The 17,731-nt window shown below is 41.1% G+C and carries 15 protein-coding genes and 3 pseudogenes; 4 read left to right on the top strand and 14 right to left on the bottom strand.

All coding sequences use genetic code 11. From position 1 onward, the window contains the following. The first annotated feature begins 26 nt into the window (after nt 1-26). The 3 genes and pseudogenes from KCV26_09090 (at nt 27) to KCV26_09080 (ending at nt 3,547) form a co-directional block, all read left to right on the top strand. Nucleotides 27-707 carry a murein L,D-transpeptidase catalytic domain family protein gene (locus KCV26_09090; protein ID WZX35484.1) on the top strand — a complete coding sequence of 227 codons (681 nt, stop codon included), beginning with the start codon at nt 27-29 and terminating at the stop codon, nt 705-707. An 850-nt stretch (nt 708-1,557) separates the two neighbouring features. Continuing rightward, a pseudogene (locus tag KCV26_09085) lies at nt 1,558-2,189 on the top strand (integrase catalytic domain-containing protein). A gap of 80 nt (nt 2,190-2,269) precedes the next feature. Further along, complete coding sequence (locus KCV26_09080; GenBank protein WZX35483.1) at nt 2,270-3,547, top strand: ATP-binding protein; 1,278 nt, start codon at nt 2,270-2,272, stop codon at nt 3,545-3,547. A 194-nt stretch (nt 3,548-3,741) separates the two neighbouring features. Here the strand turns inward: KCV26_09080 and KCV26_09075 are convergent. Next, nucleotides 3,742-3,834, bottom strand: a pseudogene (locus KCV26_09075) (recombinase). A 320-nt stretch (nt 3,835-4,154) separates the two neighbouring features. Between KCV26_09075 and KCV26_09070 the strand changes: the two are divergent. Continuing rightward, complete coding sequence (locus KCV26_09070) at nt 4,155-4,889, top strand: phage integrase SAM-like domain-containing protein (GenBank protein ID WZX35482.1); 735 nt, start codon at nt 4,155-4,157, stop codon at nt 4,887-4,889. Nucleotides 4,890-5,020: 131 nt separating this feature from the next. Here the strand turns inward: KCV26_09070 and KCV26_09065 are convergent, their stop codons facing one another. The 13 genes and pseudogenes from KCV26_09065 to KCV26_09005 all read right to left on the bottom strand — a co-directional run bounded on the left by KCV26_09065 (nt 5,021) and on the right by KCV26_09005 (nt 17,731). After that, nucleotides 5,021-6,049, bottom strand: coding sequence for a site-specific integrase (locus KCV26_09065; protein ID WZX38364.1), 1,029 nt, complete (start codon nt 6,047-6,049; stop codon nt 5,021-5,023). Beyond that, nucleotides 6,036-7,040, bottom strand: a complete 1,005-nt coding sequence (locus KCV26_09060; GenBank protein WZX35481.1) for a tyrosine-type recombinase/integrase — start codon at nt 7,038-7,040, stop codon at nt 6,036-6,038. The genes KCV26_09065 and KCV26_09060 overlap by 14 nt, the downstream gene beginning before the upstream one ends. Beyond that, a complete protein-coding gene (locus KCV26_09055) occupies nt 7,033-8,265 on the bottom strand; it encodes a tyrosine-type recombinase/integrase (protein WZX35480.1) in 1,233 nt (410 codons plus the stop codon). Before KCV26_09055 ends, KCV26_09060 begins: the two co-directional genes overlap by 8 nt. Nucleotides 8,266-8,389: 124 nt before the next feature. Then, entirely contained in the window at nt 8,390-9,121 is a 732-nt protein-coding gene (gene istB, locus KCV26_09050) for an IS21-like element helper ATPase IstB (GenBank protein WZX35479.1), read from the bottom strand. 551 nt (nt 9,122-9,672) lie between these two features. Further along, nucleotides 9,673-10,671 (bottom strand): annotated as a pseudogene (gene istA / locus KCV26_09045) (IS21 family transposase). Nucleotides 10,672-11,202: 531 nt separating this feature from the next. Continuing rightward, on the bottom strand, nt 11,203-11,886 hold the full coding sequence (locus KCV26_09040; protein ID WZX35478.1) for a hypothetical protein: 684 nt from the start codon (nt 11,884-11,886) through the stop codon (nt 11,203-11,205). After that, nucleotides 11,840-12,904: a hypothetical protein gene (locus KCV26_09035; GenBank protein WZX35477.1), complete on the bottom strand. Its 1,065-nt coding sequence runs from the start codon at nt 12,902-12,904 to the stop codon at nt 11,840-11,842. The genes KCV26_09040 and KCV26_09035 overlap by 47 nt, the downstream gene beginning before the upstream one ends. Nucleotides 12,905-12,963: 59 nt before the next feature. Beyond that, nucleotides 12,964-13,275: a hypothetical protein gene (locus tag KCV26_09030; GenBank protein ID WZX35476.1), complete on the bottom strand. Its 312-nt coding sequence runs from the start codon at nt 13,273-13,275 to the stop codon at nt 12,964-12,966. Nucleotides 13,276-13,371: 96 nt separating this feature from the next. Continuing rightward, nucleotides 13,372-14,382 carry a hypothetical protein gene (locus tag KCV26_09025; protein ID WZX35475.1) on the bottom strand — a complete coding sequence of 337 codons (1,011 nt, stop codon included), beginning with the start codon at nt 14,380-14,382 and terminating at the stop codon, nt 13,372-13,374. Between the two features lie 26 nt (nt 14,383-14,408). Then, nucleotides 14,409-15,125, bottom strand: a complete 717-nt coding sequence (locus KCV26_09020) for a hypothetical protein (protein ID WZX35474.1) — start codon at nt 15,123-15,125, stop codon at nt 14,409-14,411. A gap of 105 nt (nt 15,126-15,230) precedes the next feature. Then, on the bottom strand, nt 15,231-16,253 hold the full coding sequence (locus KCV26_09015; GenBank protein WZX35473.1) for a hypothetical protein: 1,023 nt from the start codon (nt 16,251-16,253) through the stop codon (nt 15,231-15,233). Nucleotides 16,254-16,293: 40 nt separating this feature from the next. After that, nucleotides 16,294-16,899 carry a hypothetical protein gene (locus KCV26_09010; protein ID WZX35472.1) on the bottom strand — a complete coding sequence of 202 codons (606 nt, stop codon included), beginning with the start codon at nt 16,897-16,899 and terminating at the stop codon, nt 16,294-16,296. A gap of 79 nt (nt 16,900-16,978) precedes the next feature. Beyond that, nucleotides 16,979-17,731, bottom strand: coding sequence for a hypothetical protein (locus tag KCV26_09005; GenBank protein WZX35471.1), 753 nt, complete (start codon nt 17,729-17,731; stop codon nt 16,979-16,981).

Below are 17,731 nucleotides of genomic sequence, written 5' to 3'. Positions count from 1 at the left end.
TTGAAAATCACTTTCTGAATTTATCTATGCGTACATTCACTATTACTCTGTTTTTGGTCCTCTTCTGGAACCTCTCTTTCCCTATTGGTGGGGATTCCTCGCATGGGGATATAGTAAAACCTAAACTCTTCAATCGGGATTGTGAGCTTCTCTATGAAGAGATGAACCTCAACGGATTGATTCAATTTAATGCCTTTGAAGCAGCTTTCACGGGTTATAAAAAGTTAAATAATAATAATTCAATCCTTACGGTAATTGATTTCAGTCTTCCTTCCACTGAAAAAAGAATGTATGTTCTGGATCTTGAGTACAAAGAGGTGTTATTTGTCTCCTATGTTTCACACGGACGGAACAGTGGAGAGAACTACGCCACTAAGTTTTCAAACCGAAACGGATCATACCAAAGCTCTTTGGGATTTTATCGTACAGGCAGCACCTATGAAGGAGGAAATGGTTACTCACTTCTGCTTGACGGTTTGGAAAAAGGGATCAACGATATGGCCCGATCACGGGCCATTGTGATTCACGGAGCCGACTACTGTAGTGAGACAGTAATTCACTCTTCCGGGCGACTGGGACGCAGCTTCGGATGTCCCGCACTTCCCAGAGAGCTGACAAAGCCTATCATCGACGCCATCAAGGGAGGCTCCCTCCTATTCATTTATGCCGATCAGCCTGATTACTTGCAGAAAAGTAAGGTGATTTAAGTCGTGCAGAAAGGGAGAGTTATAAACCAACCTCTTGTTCCGATAGATATCAACAATTTAATCATTAAAACCTAGAATCGGCAACGATTTATACAAAACTTTAAAGCACCTTATTTATCCACTTTTGAGCTATGCTCTTCTGCTAAAGTGAAATTCATTTTCTTTTATTATTTTGTGCTTTCTCATAGATGTTTTTTCTACTATTGAGCCAAGTATCTGCTTCCTCTTGAATCTCAAGTTTAGTTCTCTTTCTCCCTTTCTCTATCCAAACAAGCAATTTATCTTTAAAAAAGTATAGTTTTTTCCCATTCTTATAACAAGGAACCTCTCGCTTCCTGACAAGTACATACACAGTTGCTTATATCTCTATATTAAATAATTATGGAATAAAGTTGAAGGAAATTTCACCAAATGAATATCCAATGACAGAGAAAGTAGTAGCAAGAACACTTGTGTATTTTGCAACGTGCCGTTCTCGTTATAGCGATACATAGCCGTTTATATAAAATGGCAAATGCTGGAGGATAATGGTTGCTGGATATTCGAAGTAACAAGCTGTGGTCAGAAATTAATTCAGGCACTTCCATGCCGGCAATTCATTACTATTTGCAAAGTAACTTATTTTATAATTAACTGGAAGAAAACGGTGAAATTTGGACAAATTGTTATCGTTTTGTCCAAAACGGAATCGGTAGTCGGTAACGATTTAGGCACGAAATTGTATCTTTTGGGGTCTTTTTAGTGTTCTTTTAATCGGACATAAAAGACACAAAGTCATATAAATCAATGACTTGTAGGCTTTCATCTTGTTATTATCTGGTTTTGTCCAGACCTTCCATCGGAGGCTCTTTCTGCCTATGATAGTTCTAAACCAAAACTAAAAAACTCACTCAAAAAAGTAATTTCTCTTACTTGGGATGAACTGACAAAATTTAGGGAATTCCAAATACCGGAACAAAAACAATACTTGTAGCGTGTCCGTGATGGGTTTTTATTTTGTTGCTTTACCGGATTAAGATATTCTGATGTTTTCAATCTTCACCGAAGTGACATAAAAGAAGGCCACATTGAAGTTACTACCGTTAAAACAGCCGATAGTCTAATTATTGAGTTGAACAATCACAGCAAAACCATTCTCGAAAAATACAAAAACATCGCATTTCAAGAACGAAAAGTACTGCCTGTTATCAGCAACCAACGTATGAATACCTACTTGAAAGAATTGGCGGAATTCGCAGAAATAAATGAGCCTGCGCCTGAAACCTACTATAATGGAAATGAGCGCATTGATGTGGTTACGCCAAAATATGCTCTTTTAAGCATGCCGCTCGTCGCACTTTCATCTGCAACGCCCTTTCACTTGGCATTCCGGCAAATGTGGTTATGAAATGGACAGGACACAGCGATTACAAAGCAATGAAACCTTATATCGACATTGCCGACGATATAGAAGCCAATGCGATGAGCAAATTCAATCAGTTACAGCATAATTATTCGAATAAAAACCAAGAATATTTTCAAGTGTATTTGAAAATAATTATATTTGCGAAAAATATTCAATTATGATTGAAATAATTAGTTCCATTCGAAAGTACAATTTTTGGGATAATAACCCGATATATTTGGGATATTCTCGTACATTCTACACGGACAAAATTGGTCAATATCTTGGCAATAAATTGGTAAAAGTACTTGTCGGTCAGCGTCGTGCAGGTAAAAGTTACATCTTACGCCAAATCGCATCCAAATTGATTTCCGAAGGTGTAAAGAGCCAAAATATTCTTTACATCAACAAAGAATATATGGAACTGGCGACTTTGCGAACCGCTGTTGAGTTGGAACAGCTTTACAAAACCTATCGAGAAGCTTTAAAACCCAGCGGAAAAGTGTATGTTTTTATTGACGAAATACAGTATATCGATGAGTGGGAACGGTTTGTAAACTCACATTCACAAGATTTTGCAGAGCCGAGCGAACTATTTATCAGCGGTTCAAACTCTAATCTTTTATCCGGTGAATTGGCAACGCTTTTGTCGGGTCGATACGTAGAATTTGAGATTTTCCCGTTTAGTTTTCCCGAATTTTGTGGAATTTCAGGATTGGAAATCAATAGTGGAAATTACAGAAAATTCCTCCAAAGCGGTGCCTTGCCCGAACTTTTCAACTTGCCCAACGATGAAATGAAGCAGAATTACGTGTCGTCCATAAAAGATACGGTGATGTTGCGCGACATTGTGGCACGCTATAATATCAAGGATGTAAAGTTGTTAGACGATTTGTTTGTTTATTTAGTCAATACTGCATCCAATTTGATTTCGATAACCAACATCATTAACTTTTTTGCATCGAAAAAGCGTAAAACAAACTACGAAACGCTTTCATCTTACGCCAATTATTTGGAAAATTCATTTCTCGTTCATCGTGCCGAACGCTACAACATAAAAGGCAAAGACACGATTTCGGGCAACAGCAAGTATTATCTGAACGATTTGGCTTATCGAAACTATCTTTACGCCGGGTACGGATACGGAGTTGGATATCTTTTGGAAAATGCAGTTTATTTGAGTTTACGACGTGCAGGCTACCAAGTTTATGTAGGAACAATAAAAGATACGGAAGTCGATTTTGTGGCAATAAAAGGCGATAAAAGGCTTTATTTACAAGTAACTCTTAGCCTTACAGAAGAAATCACAATAGAAAGAGAATACCGTTCTTTAAAGCTCATTGATGACAATTTCGATAAGTATGTAGTAAGTATGGACGATTACAAGATACCCACCAATGAAGGGATTGAACATATATCTGCGTGGGAATTAGAAGATTTTCTGAATAGCCTATAATATGACCAAAATCGCCGACATCCTTCCCCGATACACACAATTCAACACGATAATTGCCGAAATTTCGAACAGGCGTTCGATTGAGTTTTCTCAACAACAATTCGTTGCTGATTTTTACACTCAATTCAATAATATCCAATCGTTTGAAGCGATGTTGATTGATTTGACGATGCAAACCAAATTGGAACGCTTCAAGACCTTTCAATATTTGTATGACCTAACATTTTTGACACAGTCCCGATAGGGACACCTTTACTTAATGTGGTAGTGGTCGCAAACGTATGGCGTAAGGTATGAATAATAATCAAGGAAACAGTAATCCGCGAAACGATGCAAATAAAACGTAATTCGTTCAAGATGAATCATTTTGCTTCAAATTGTCATTTTGCTAAAAAGTAGAATATTGCAAAATACAGCAGTATTTCAGTTACCAATTCGTTACCTCGGTTGTTACCGAAACAAAACAGGTAACTAACAGCAAAACAACGAACTTGATTCGGGTTCTTTTGTTTTGATTCACAGCATTTTGCATATCAAAGAGCACTTATATAACCGGTAACTTTGTCGTCAGATATTTGACGACAAAGTCCATAAAATTATAAGTGTTATGAAAACAGAAAAATTCAAGGTTCTGCTTTACCTCAAAAAAAGCTCTCCCGACAAGTCGGGCAAAACTCCCATCATGGGTCGCATCACTGTCGGACGGACGATGGTGCAGTTCAGCTGCAAACTCTCCTGTACTCCCTCGCTTTGGAATCCCCGAGAAAGCCGCTTGAACGGCAAAAGTCGTGAGGCGGTAACCGCCAATGCCAAGCTGGATAGGTTGTTGCTTGCTGTTAATGAGGCTTACCATGCGCTGATAGAGCGTAAACAAGCTTTCACAGCTGAAGATGTTAAGAACCAATTTCAGGGCAGTGTTGATACCCAAATGACACTCCTCCGGCTATTTGACCGTCTTACTGACGAACTAAAAGCCCGAATAGGTATTGACCGTGCGGCAGGAACACTCCCAACTTACACCTATACTCGCCGAGCTTTGGCGGAGTTTATCAAAAAGAAGTTTAACGCTTCCGACCTTGCTTTCGGACAGCTCAACGAGCAATTTATCCGCGAGTTTCAAGAGTTTGTTTTAGTGGATGTTTATTTCACCCCAAAAGTATACCAGTATTTCAATCCAAAAGTATACCATTTAAAATTAATTTGCAAACTTGTTTTGTTAGTATTGCTATTTTGGCGGTACCGCCAAAATAGCAATACTAACAAAAGGTTGGTGCTCTTATTTTGTTTCTCTTTCCTTTCATTGTATATTCATCATTTTTTTTGTTTCTTTAATTCTGTATGACTCCCCGTAATTATGGAAAGCTTTCCATAACGAGGGTTATGACAACAAATTAATTATGTAAAGTCCAGTGCAAAGCATATTGATTATCGGCATATTACAAACATGCTTCACATTTGGACTTTACATAATATTCATTTCTTACCGAGTCCTTTGAGCCATGAGATCAAGTCATTATTATCAACCCATTCTCCAATAACACCAGAAGGAGTGAGATTTTCAGATGCCTTTTCAATAGCCTCTCTTTTCTGTTTCGAGTCGGCTCTCGCATATATCTCAGTTGTCTGTATGGAGGAGTGTCCCAATAAGTCCCGTATCCATACAAGGTTGACACCTGATTGAAGAAGGTGCATTGCCCGACTATGTCGCAGTTGATGGCAACTCGTGATCTCGGGAATGAGATTCGGATTGCTTATTCGAGCCATTACAGCATATTTTTTCAGTATATACGTTATACCTGCCCTTGTGAGTTTGTTCCTCGAGCTATTGCAAAAGAGTGGATTCTTTTTACCGATATCCGTATCAACGTGATAGCAGATCATGTATTTGGTCAGGATATCAACGACATGTTCACATAAAGGCACGATCCTCGTTTTCCGCCCCTTTCCATAGATTTTGATTGAGTATGGTTTACATTGTATTCTCAATGATTCTATCGTCAAGTCAGCGAGTTCCTGAACCCGGCAACCGGTATCATACATCAAGGCAAGTATTGCAAGATGCCTCAGTTCCCTCGGGTCGGTCGTGTCCGGCTGTTCAAGCAAGAGTTTTATCCCTTCTTTGGTGAAGTGCGAGGGAGTTGTGTGTCCCTTTTTCAGTCCTCTGATTGCCAGGATTCTTTGCCACTGGTCCATATGCTCCACACTGTCGTACTGAAGATACGACACGAAGGATCTGACAGCAGCCAGCCTGTTGTTTCGGGTTGCAATACTGCAGCCTTGCTTGTCAATTAGCCATTGCAGGTATCCGATGATATTATCCCTGTTTGTATCAGCAAGTGTAACCTTGTCTGCTTTAATATGCTTTTCATCTCTCAAGTATAAAAGGAAAGATATAAACGCATCTCGATAAGCAGACACCGTATTGGGACTGACATTCCTTTCGTGGGGCAGATATGTACCCAGGAATCTTGAGAGTTGTTTTGCGAAGTCATTCGATGCCATCTTCTTTGCCATATATAAAGTTGTTCAAAGATGAGCACTGCCGCAATAGGTCGGGATATTCACTACATGTGAGGCGCACATATCCTTCTGTTGCAGTTAGAGTCTTATGCCCAAGGCACGCGGCCAACAACGGAAGTGCAGCATAGATATCCATCTCTTCCCCTATCATCTTTACAAGTGAATGAGCTGCCATGGTATGTCTCAGATCATGAACGCGTGGACCGAAGTGTTCCCCCCGATACGCAATGCCACAGCGTGTATATACCTTTTTGAACCATCGATAAGCATTTGCTGAAGAGACCGCGTCTCCATTAAGTTTTACAAAGAAAGCATGTTCAGCGTAGTTTATACCCTTGATAGGCAACATATTCCTGTAATGCAGATACTTCAAGAGGTTATCCTTAAGTGAACCGCATACCGGCACCAAACGCTCTTCTCCATTCTTCGTACTGCCCCATGTTCCCACTCGCAGTATATTCCTTTTCAAGTCCACATCCTTGTTCCTTAAAGAGACAGCTTCCGTGATTCTCAAACCCGTACTGTAAAGAAGACGAAGCAGGCAAGGTATGGATATGATCGGGTCATCCTTCCTGTGACTTCTCCGTAATAGAAGGTCCGCCTCACTTAAAATATCTTGCATTTGTTTTTCCGTAAAGATATACGGTACGAATGCACGATCATTATCACATTTTGGCAATGGCATTATATAAGAATTGATGCCATGTTCATTCATGTATTTTGCCAACTGGGCAATCCGTGAGCATTTTCCATGGAACGTCCGGCTACAATCATTGAGTCTTGTCGCTGCCCACGCATCTGTAAGCTCTTTGGTGATAACCGGCTCTGTAAGTCCATATTGCATCGTGAACTCGTCGAACTCCTTATAAGCCCATTTCGTCGATATGATCGTCTGTCCACAGGCTTCTTTCATGCGGATTATGGCCTTCATATAAGGTGCCAATACTCCCTTGTAGTTAAACGGATCAGCCATAAAGCCATCCTCCTCTCTGTGTGTAGAAGGCATCACTGGCCTCCGGGACATCCAATACGCACCTCATCATGTGCGCAAGGTCTATTCGAACATATGTCCTTGTTGTATCCACCTGCGTATGCCCCAGTGTCTCGGATATGACAGGTATTGGTATGGATTTGTCGAGCATCCTCTGAGCCAGGCTGAGCCTCAGGGCATGGCCACCATGATGACGGTCACCGAAGTCAACTCCTGATTCTCTAAAAGCGACAGCGATTGCACTATGAACCGAACCCGGAGTCATTTCACCATATGGTGGGCGGCAACTTAGAAAAACCTTGTTTGATGTAGACTTTGGACGTGCATTCTTGAGATAGTCGATTATTGCATTGCCTACGACAGGCAATAGGGGGAGGGTCAGTGGATTTCCAGTTTTGTACTGTATGATGTTGATGCTATTGTTCTCCCAGTTAATATCTTTGAGGCTCAGGCTTGCCACGTCTGATACTCGCAGTCCAAGCCTGGAACATAATGCAACCATTGCGTAGTCACGTTTCCCGACATTGCTGGTTCTTGATATCGACTCTTCCAATTGCCGTATTTCTTCTGGACTATAGAATGATGGTGTTTTGATATGATCGATATTCTTGCCCGGAGACCGAAGAACATAAGAATAGTCCTTGGCTATGAGATTCTCTTTATAAAGATAATTCAGGAAGCGGCGTATCGTTCCCATATACTCTTTCTGGCGGTACTGGCGGCTTTCTATGAAATTTACAATACAGTCTTCGATTATCCCGGATATATGACTGATTCCGCTCTCAAACATGTACTCAACGAAGTTGCTGATTATTCTTTTGTAGGCCTGTATAGTTTTTTTCTCGCTTATACCATGGGCTTTCAAGGATTCAAAATAATCTTCGGCTGCAGTTCCAATTTCACCTCTGAAGGGATACTGCGCGGGAGTGTGCAGCCTCTTGCCCAGATTATCGTTCAAAAATACATTGATCAAGACATCAACGCTCTTGATCAAATCACGATGGTAGAATGTGACGGTACTACCGTCATGGAAGGTAAGCACACATTCTTTACCTACCTTCTCGTCGAAGTCAACCAAGCTTTTGGCGGTCATGTACGAAAGTATTCCTTTTTTCCACAACCAGTTATAGGTGTAGATCCGGGAACTTGTATACCGGGCCTCTGTAAGCAGTTGATTGGCACGATCAATTACATTTTGGATTTCCATAACTTTTGTTTTTTAATGTTGTTTGTGTAATATGCCACAGTAAAGTTATGGAAAGTGATTATGGAAAGTATATATAGTAAGAGTTTTGTTATAATGAAGTTAGATGGAGGATGTGCAGCACAATTCACATAATTAGATTGTTGTCATAACCGTTCATATTTACCAAGTGTGCTTTGTGCGTGATTCTGTCTACCAGGGCAGCCGTGAGTACCGGGTCACCGAAGATTTCCTGCCACCGGTCAAAGGACAGGTTGGTGGTGATGATGGTTGCCTTTCTTCCGGTTCTGAGCGATAGGTGGTTGAACAGCAGTTCGGCTCCTTTTTTATCGAAAGAGACATATCCGAACTCGTCGCAGATAACCAGGTCGTACTTCTCAAACTTGGCCTCAATCTTTCTTAACGATAGTTCCGAGTGCGATTCACGCAACTGGGTAAGCAGCCGGTGGACGGTGGTAAAAAACACCTTGTAACCCTGTAAGCAGGCTTTCAGCCCCAAGCCGATGGCGATGTGCGTTTTGCCCGTTCCGGGATTGCCCGAGAGAATCACGTTTTGGGCGGCGCCTATAAAATCCAACCGCTCCAATACAGGCAGTTTTTCCTGTGCCCCCGCGGGCAGTTGGGAGCGGTTCAGATTGCTCAGATACATTTTGGAGGGGAACTCCGCGTTTCGTATCTGGGCTTTTTTACGGTTTTCAAGCCGCAGTTCATATTCGCGCTGCATTAACGTGAGCAGGTAGGCTTCATAATTGAGTCCCGAGGCGGCCGCCTCCACTGCCAGCTCTCTGTAGTCCCGTCTGAAAACGGGCAACCTGAGCTCTTTGCTGTAGGCTACGATGTCTTGATGTGTTGTTTCCATTTGTTGTCGTTTTAAGCCATTAATCCGGTTATGTAAGCAAGTTGCCTTTGAGCCATAGTGCAGATAGTGTCCTGGGGCACGCTGGGGGCTTGCTCGATAGTGTTGCCCAACAAGGCGCGCAGCTTCTCCACGCTAAGGGATACACAGGGACAATCCAACAGCCGAGCGACGGTTTCCTCCAATCTCTGCTGACTGATTTTACGCTCATGGCAGAAGGAGAGCAGACCGATAAATTCACGTGGCTGATGGCTGAAAAAATCCAGGTATAGTTTTTTTAGATAGCCACTTTGTGCCAAGGCCACACTGCCGGCTAAAGCGCCCGGTTTCCTTTGAAAGGTGGACAGGTAGTGCGCGATGTGCACCACCCATTCGTGTTTACCGTAACTTCGCGCGTGAAGGCCGACGCGTTCCTCTCCATGATACAACTCCACGCTTCGGCTCGAGGCTTTCATTTCGACGAACTTTCCCACTAAATTATCGGGCACCGAGTAGCGGTTGGTACGGTAACAAACGGTGGCGTACTTATCCACCCGTAATTGAATTTGTTCACTGCATATAAGCTCCGAAGCGGGATGAGGCATCAACACCGGCACCTCTTGGGCAAACAGTTCTTCAGCGCTCTTGCCGTAACCCTGCTGTTTACGACCGTTTAAATCTTTCAAAATCCGGGACAGATGCGATGAGGCCTGTTCCAGGGTTTCAAAATCGTCTTTCAGAGCGAAAGCTTTGCGGCGAACGTACTCCACGCTGCGCTCCACGTGCCCTTTCTCGTTGCCCCGGTAAGCGTTGCAGAAACGATGAGTGAATCCGTAATGCGCACGCATCTCCAACAAGGCACGGGTGGGTTCTTTTTCATGACGCCCCACGAAACGGGCCACCGCCACACGCATGTTGTCGTAAACCATACGGGGGTAAACTCCCCCCACCGAGGCAAAGAAACGTACGTGAGATTCCTGGAAAGACAAGGTGTCCTGCCCATGGTAAATATAGGCTTGCCGATAGTTACTGTAAGCGCCGGTGAAAACGGCAAGGTGAAACTTGCGCCATTTACCCCCGATGAGCAGTTTTATCTCCCCCCAGTCAAACTCGCAGCTCTCGCCCGGGTTGTAAGACTGACGGATAAACGCTTCTTTTGGCTTTTGACGATTTTCTTTGCCGGCAATATAATTACACACCGTGGTGTAACCGATGTCAAATCCCTGCAGGTGGAGTTGCTCCAAAATGTCTTTCTTTTTGAGCATTTGTTTGACCAGACCTTGGGCTTTTTTTTGTTCGTTCACCGCAAGCAAATTATCGATAGCCGATTCCACTTCGCGCGTGAGTTTCAGCTTTGACCGAGCCCGGGAGAGCCGGTAAACCGGCTGCAGGAACAGATTACCCGAATGAGCCTTCTCTTTATAAGTGCTTGATTGCAAACATGAGGCATGTTCATCGAGGTATTTCTTGACCGTCTTGCGGCTGATGTGAAGATCGCGAGCTATTTTACGCTGACTGTGACCTTCACGGTGACTTCGAATGATGATTTCTTGTTTTGTATACATACTTATCATTTATGGTGAACAGATAAAATCCGTTCAGGTTAATAAGTGGTATACTTTTAGATTGAAAAGTGGGGTGGTTTTATATTAATATATACATAAGATAAGGCTTTTAAGCGTATTGGCAATGCGCCTAATTCAATTGATTTAATAAATTATCTCTTCGAGTCCATTCCGCTTTTGCTCTATCGGAAAAGTCAAGAAGATGAACATAGGATGGATGTAGATTTAAAATCTCTTGTTCATATTAATTGTCTGTCTCAGTTGTTATTGGGTCTGAAACCAAAGTATCAGGGCGATTAGCTTTCTGCTGCTGATTAGTGCAGGCAATGATTGTGAAAATAGGTAAGCATGTCCAGTGTTTCATTTTAGCAAGGTTTTTTTATTGGATGACGCACAACGTTTGCCAAACCGCTGTTGAACTAAACCTTCGGTAGCCCTTTCCGCAGATAGTCTTACTACCTTTGCAATGATAATAAATAGATTGAGGCCGAAAGTTGAGGCTGACTGCGGAGAAGTTCTCCACCTGCCATTGCTCTTTTATTACCTCGCTCCATAAAGCGAAACATTTTCTGCAATTTTTTGGATGGAAAGCTCATCGTTGTTTGCAACAAACAGATTTTTTTCATAATCTGTGAATATTATACTGTTGTTTTTGAGCCATACAGGATTTTTATTGCTCCCGATATCCGTTTGTTCTAGTATCATCTGATTACTACCATCTTTGTTGGCTATACAATAAGGACCGTGTCCTAAATCGCCCATCTCAATGATTGTACCGTAAAGAATTTTTGTCTCATCCGGTGAAAGCGTAAATGAGATGAACTCTGTTTCAACCCAATAATCTTCACTCTCTTTATTTCTCAGCACATTAAAATCCAGTTTGTCAGACAAACACACTTTTACATTGTTGCGCGTATAATAGAGTTGTTGTTTTGTTGTTTTGAAGTACTGATCTGCTTTATTACGAGGAAGTTCCGTCATGAATTTTCCTAAAACCCGTCCGTCAGATTCCTTGTCCAGAGATTTTTTTTCTTTTCCGGCAATGGAGTATATGTCAAATTTCCTAAAATCGTAGTAGTCCCAAACAAAGCCGTGCTCCATAAGCAGTTCTCCTTTATGGTAAAGAAGCGGGCTTATTTCGCCATAGGTGTCGGTTATGCAATCGTCTTTTTTCAGTTTACGCCCCACCAAACGAATCATCCACAAAAGCAAGTTTCCAGCCATTGGGTGTGTTGATGAAATAAAATCCGCGGGGATTAAGATATCTATCGGGTAAATAGACTGCCATGAGTTTTGCATTTGGGTAGGCTGTTTTTACCGGTTTTGTTTCAAAGGTTTCCATATTAACAAGCAGCTCAGGAACCTTTTCTATCGCAACATAATAGACAACATTGCTGTTTGTATAAATGAGGTCTTCAGGAGACCCGCCATCGTTTATATATTCAAGTATTATTTCTCCATCATGCATCGGCTTTAGATCATAGTCGTCATATTCAGTAAAGCCAAAATTTTCAGCTCTGGTCGCCAATTTTGTGACAGTACCTGGAGCGTGGTATCGTCTTACATCCATTTTCGAATCAATGTATGTAGCCAGTGTTTTGTCATTGTTCTTGAGCAGGCTGCTAAAGTTTTTCCCCCAATAGCAATCGTTCAGGAAGCCCTCGATAAAAGCGGGAAACAGATCTTCTGGTTCTCCGGAAGAAGCATTGCCATTTTGCGCATTTGCATTATAATCAAGCACTTCCAATTTAAAAGAATTGATTATATGTTCAATAACGCCTTCCATCCTGTCATTCTCTTCTTCGGGATATTCGAAGCGAATGGTGAAATATCTATCATTAAACACAGTATAATCAGTGTGCAACATATTATCAACCTTATATTTGATAATATAGTGGTTGTCTTCGAGCTTTTTACTGAGAACTCCTGTAATGAAAGCTAAATCCTCTGCGTAGGCCTTTTCAACCGAAGGAGGTTCACCATCTTTAGTGGGATCATCTTTGAACTCATAATAAACGATCAGTTGGATTTTTTGATCTTCCGAAATGAATTTTTGCCCGTCTCCGCTATCCGCTTCACCTTGCGGAATAAGGAAATCGGGATATTCAACGGTGTAGTCGTAGCGATCGTTGTGGTAAGTTTCGTAGTTTACGCTGCCTGGCTGCGTATCTGTTTTCCCGGGGTTGCCGTTGCACACTGTAAGTAGGACAAGGGAAATGATAAAATACGTTAGTTTGCTCATGGTTGTTAAATTTTAATAGTTGGAGGCTTGAATTAATGGACTTTGTGGGGCAAGGGCTTTCATTTAATTTTCATAATAAAGCCGCCTGTTTCAAACTCATGACTTAAATGTCCGAAAATTTGCATGGTTATACTCCTTTGTCCCATTTCTTCGGCAGAGGCTTCGGTGAGCCTGGTCATGGGCAATCGTTCAATATCGGCAATTGTGCATTCAAAAACGGGGGTCTGGCTTTTGTCGGCATACACCACCTGGTCATTTAAACACACTTTGCCGTATTCAATGTGTCCTGTAAGGATTGTACCAAGGTCATCTTTGAGTGCATGTGTTCCGTAAATCCGGAAAAGGAATGATTTTTTTGCTGTAGCTGTCATAATTGTTTTGTTTATCTTAATAATGATAATTATTAGATTGAGGCCGAAAGTTGAGGCTGACTGCGGAGAAGTTCTCCACCTGCCATTGCTCTTTTATTACCTCGCTCCATAAAGCGAAACATTTTCTGCAATTTTTTGGATGGAAAGCTCATCGTTGTTTGCAACAAACAGATTTTTTTCATAATCTGTGAATATTATACTGTTGTTTTTGAGCCATACAGGATTTTTATTGCTCCCGATATCCGTTTGTTCTAGTATCATCTGATTACTACCATCTTTGTTGGCTATACAATAAGGACCGTGTCCTAAATCGCCCATCTCAATGATTGTACCGTAAAGAATTTTTGTCTCATCCGGTGAAAGCGTAAATGAGATGAACTCTGTTTCAACCCAATAATCTTCACTCTCTTTATTTCTCAGCACATTAAAATCCAGTTTGTCAGACAAACACACTTTTACATTGTTGCGCGTATAATAGAGTTGTTGTTTTGTTGTTTTGAAGTACTGATCTGCTTTATTACGAGGAAGTTCCGTCATGAATTTTCCTAAAACCCGTCCGTCAGATTCCTTGTCCAGAGATTTTTTTTCTTTTCCGGCAATGGAGTATATGTCAAATTTCCTAAAATCGTAGTAGTCCCAAACAAAGCCGTGCTCCATAAGCAGTTCTCCTTTATGGTAAAGAAGCGGGCTTATTTCGCCATAGGTGTCGGTTATGCAGTCGTCTTTTTTCAGTTTCCAATCAACCACCCATTGTGGTGTAATTTTCGAATCGCTAATGACAGCAGATTTGAGCCATAGCGAACCATCACGCTCTACACTGTAATACAATGTTTTTCCTTCTGCATCGAAGGTAAAATTAAAAATGGTATCAGATTCTTCGACGAATTTTACTTTTTTGTTATCGTCAAAACTGTGGAAATACAATTGGCCATCAATAAGATATGCTAAGGGGCATTGCGTGTAGGCAATATCTGCAGGTTTCTCCAAAATGACTTCTGCCACAGTTGTATCAGCAGGTTGCAGCTCATTGTGGCCATTTTCCTGATTGCCCTCTCTACAAGCGGATAGTATGGCAAAGATTGCTAAGAAATAGATTGTTTTTTTCATTTGTAATACGTTTTTAAAGTAGAATGCTACCTTTCCCATTTTTCGTTATTCCATTTTAGCGTAACTTCTTTGATTGCTTCATAAGGAATTTCACGGGCTTCATCGTAATCCATTAATTGATAAGCATCTATGCTTACTTTTATAGATGTTCCGGTCTGGGGTAGTTTGTAATAAATAGCATAGTCACCTTTGGCAAATTGCTTTTCTGCAAATTTTCGGGTATCGGCCGATAGCTGCGAAACATTAATAAAGTCAGTCAACTTATAATTTTGATTTCCGCCCAAACGGTAATTGGGATCTTCGGCAAGTTTTCCGTTTTGGTAAAAAAATGTCCTTATTTCACTTCCCGATTCCGTACCATTATTTATAGCTACCAACTTGCGGCCGTCTTTCAGATTCCAGTAGCACATTTCCCATCCAAACTGCATTCCGGTAAGGCTTAAATATCCGTTTTTCACATCGCACACATCAATGGGAGTTGATGAAATATCGTAAGCTTTATCTTCACCAATATTATTAAGCAGCAGCTCTCGATTGGTTAAACTTATTGCTTCGGGAAATGCATCATCGGGCAGCAGTAGAAATATATCTTTAATATTTACGACTGTAGCATCGGTTGTTTCTCCCGCAATTTCATTTTGTTTCATGGTGCCTGAAATTTCGACGGTAGCGCCTTTTTGATTCTCACCTGTACATGAAAAAAGTATTGCAAGAAATGCGATCAGATAAATTTTCGATTTCATGGTTTATCTTTGTTTTTGAATGTGCAATTTTGTGTGAAATTATCTTTTACTAATAGATGAAAAGATTCTGTTATTAATTCATGCTTCTCACTTTATCTTAATCCATCAAGGCCCACTGTTAAACTCTATCGTTTTAACCAGGTCATTCTCATCAAAATTGACTTCTATATTAAGAATCTCCATGCTTATGAAGGCTTTATTACCGTCTTTATTTTCAAATAAATCGTCTTTAGTGAGTCCGAATTTCTCGATCAAAAAATCTTTATCGCAGTTTTTATCTTCGCAAATAATCCATCCGAAACCCTTCCCCGGCTTAGTGATATAGGCGTGAGTCATGCGGTCGTCCTGATAGGTTAACTGAATGCCGTCGTACTCCATGGTTGTGGTCGTCACAATATAATCCTCATCTATGTAACCGGAAACTTCCAAAGGTTCTGTTTCTGTATTCTCAGATTGTGGTTTACCCAACAAACGTTTTGCATCATCGGGATTGGCTCCCAATTGAAATTTAGCAAGTGCGAGATTTTGTAAAAAGGGAAGATTTATATGACCCTGATGTACATCGATTAACGCTGTTTCAATATAGTCTATCAAAAATGCATCGGCCGACGGGATAAGCACTAGAGTATTGAAAAAAACGTTCTCTTCACCGTAGTCAATAAGTGCTGTAAATTTCAAATCAGAAAGGTGGGTTATGGTCACATTTTCTAATTTATCGCCTGCTTCCATGCCGTTTCCCATTCCAAACGGGGCCCAAACTTCCTTACCCAAAGGATAAATCATTTTCCATTTGTTTTTAAACACTTTTTCGGCAGCTATCTGCTCTTCTTGTGCCTCAAATTCAGGGTATTCATAGATTTCGAGCTTTTCGTGATAAAACTCAAGATACCGTTCGGTAAACACTTTCTTCTCATCAGGCAGACAGTAGCCGATTTCAGCGGAGCATTGAAAGATGCTTTTCAGCCATTTATCGCCCGAAGCAATTTGCTGCGCATCTGTTTTTCCCATCAAAGAACCGGAAGTATTATCTTCCTGGTTGCGGGCGGCCTGGTTGCAGCTTGTTGAGAGTGCAATTGCCAGTATTGAAAACAGTAGTGTTGTTGAAGAAAGAATCGATTTTTTCATCATTATTTTCATTGTTTTAAAAGTTAAAACATTAAGTCCGAAGTCATTTGTACAAATCCATGTATTCAAAAATTATTTTAACCGCTTCTTCTTTCATATCTCTATTCAATGATCTATTCAGGCGAACATTGTTCGTTAGGTTATAAACCTCACTCCAATCTGAATCCATCGCTTTTTGTGCCTCAATCAGTGCGCAAATAATATTGATTGTGTAACTTTCGTTGTTCTTCGACCTTGCTTTGAGTGCGTAAATAATTGGCTCGTCAACATTGAAATAGTTTTCCATTGCCTGCAGGTAAGCCAAAGAAATCAGCAAATCAGCACTGGCCTGATTAAGGAATTCATCTGTGTCTTTAAAGTTATATTTCTCCTGCAAATATTCATAGAAGTAGTAGGCATTGTTAAAACCATTAAAACCCCAGCCCAGTTGATTGATTACTGCTATTTTCAATTCAACCGGATGCATACTTTCATTCAGATAATTCATTAATTCAATCGTTAACCTTCCTTCGGTTGTGGAAGCTAACTGAACTATTTTTGAATCTTTATAAGCTTCACTAATTGGTGTGGAAGTCAGCGGAGAATCTGCAAATAGATTTTGACTGAGTACAACTGCCGCAATCAGGAGTAGGGCTAATTTCGCTTTCATATTAATAAGGTTTTTTAGTCTGGTGTTTGCTACTGATGAATTATCAGCATGATTTATTCACGTTAATACGGATTACCACTTACTTAATAAACATGTTATCGTCCCAGGTTTTGCTGCCGGGCAGCTCTTTTACCTGTGAATAAAGTCCGGGAAAATTATCGACTAGAAAATATTTGCTGTCCCAGGGTTTGATTACACGAATGATGTCTTTGCCGCTGTCTTTACCGCCGGTGAGCACATAGTACTGAATGAATTTAGCATCCATTTTACTGTTGTATTCATAATTGGAATTCATAGCCTCCACTTCCACGGTATAGGGCTTTTCAGGTATGTATCCGTTTTGCTGATGGGCACCTTTCAGGTAAGCGGCTACCTGATAGGGACGCGCATAATATTCATCTTTACCGCGAAGCAGTTCGCTGAGGCGATGCATTATCCGGTCCTTGCTCATACGCCCGGGATTGTTGGGATCGTGTTCATTTTCAGTGGTTGCCAGATACAAACACTTTTCGCCAAAAACGGGGTATTTGCGGTATATTTCCATGGCAATCAACACCATGGTTACGGCGCCTTGCGGCTCGGTGGAAACCTGTGCCTGCAATTCCTGAAATTTTGCAACCGTCCATGGGAAACGATCGAAGGTGCAGGATGCCTTGTCGCTCATATCAAGCTCATCATGGTTAATTTTACCGGCAAGTGTTCCGGTAATGGAAGCATTGTCGGCAGGCACCTTTTCTTCTACAAAATCCTGAGTGGCTTTCTTGCAGGCGCTGAAGCTTATGACCAGCGCAATCGCTAAAATCAGAACATTAATTAATTTGGTTGTTTTCAT

The sequence above is a fragment of the Petrimonas sulfuriphila genome, from assembly GCA_038561985.1.
In the GTDB taxonomy this organism is placed as follows: Bacteria; Bacteroidota; Bacteroidia; order Bacteroidales; family Dysgonomonadaceae; genus Petrimonas; species Petrimonas sulfuriphila.
The sequence above is the reverse complement of the archived record's forward strand: the minus strand, read 5'-3'. Positions and strand labels throughout refer to the sequence as shown.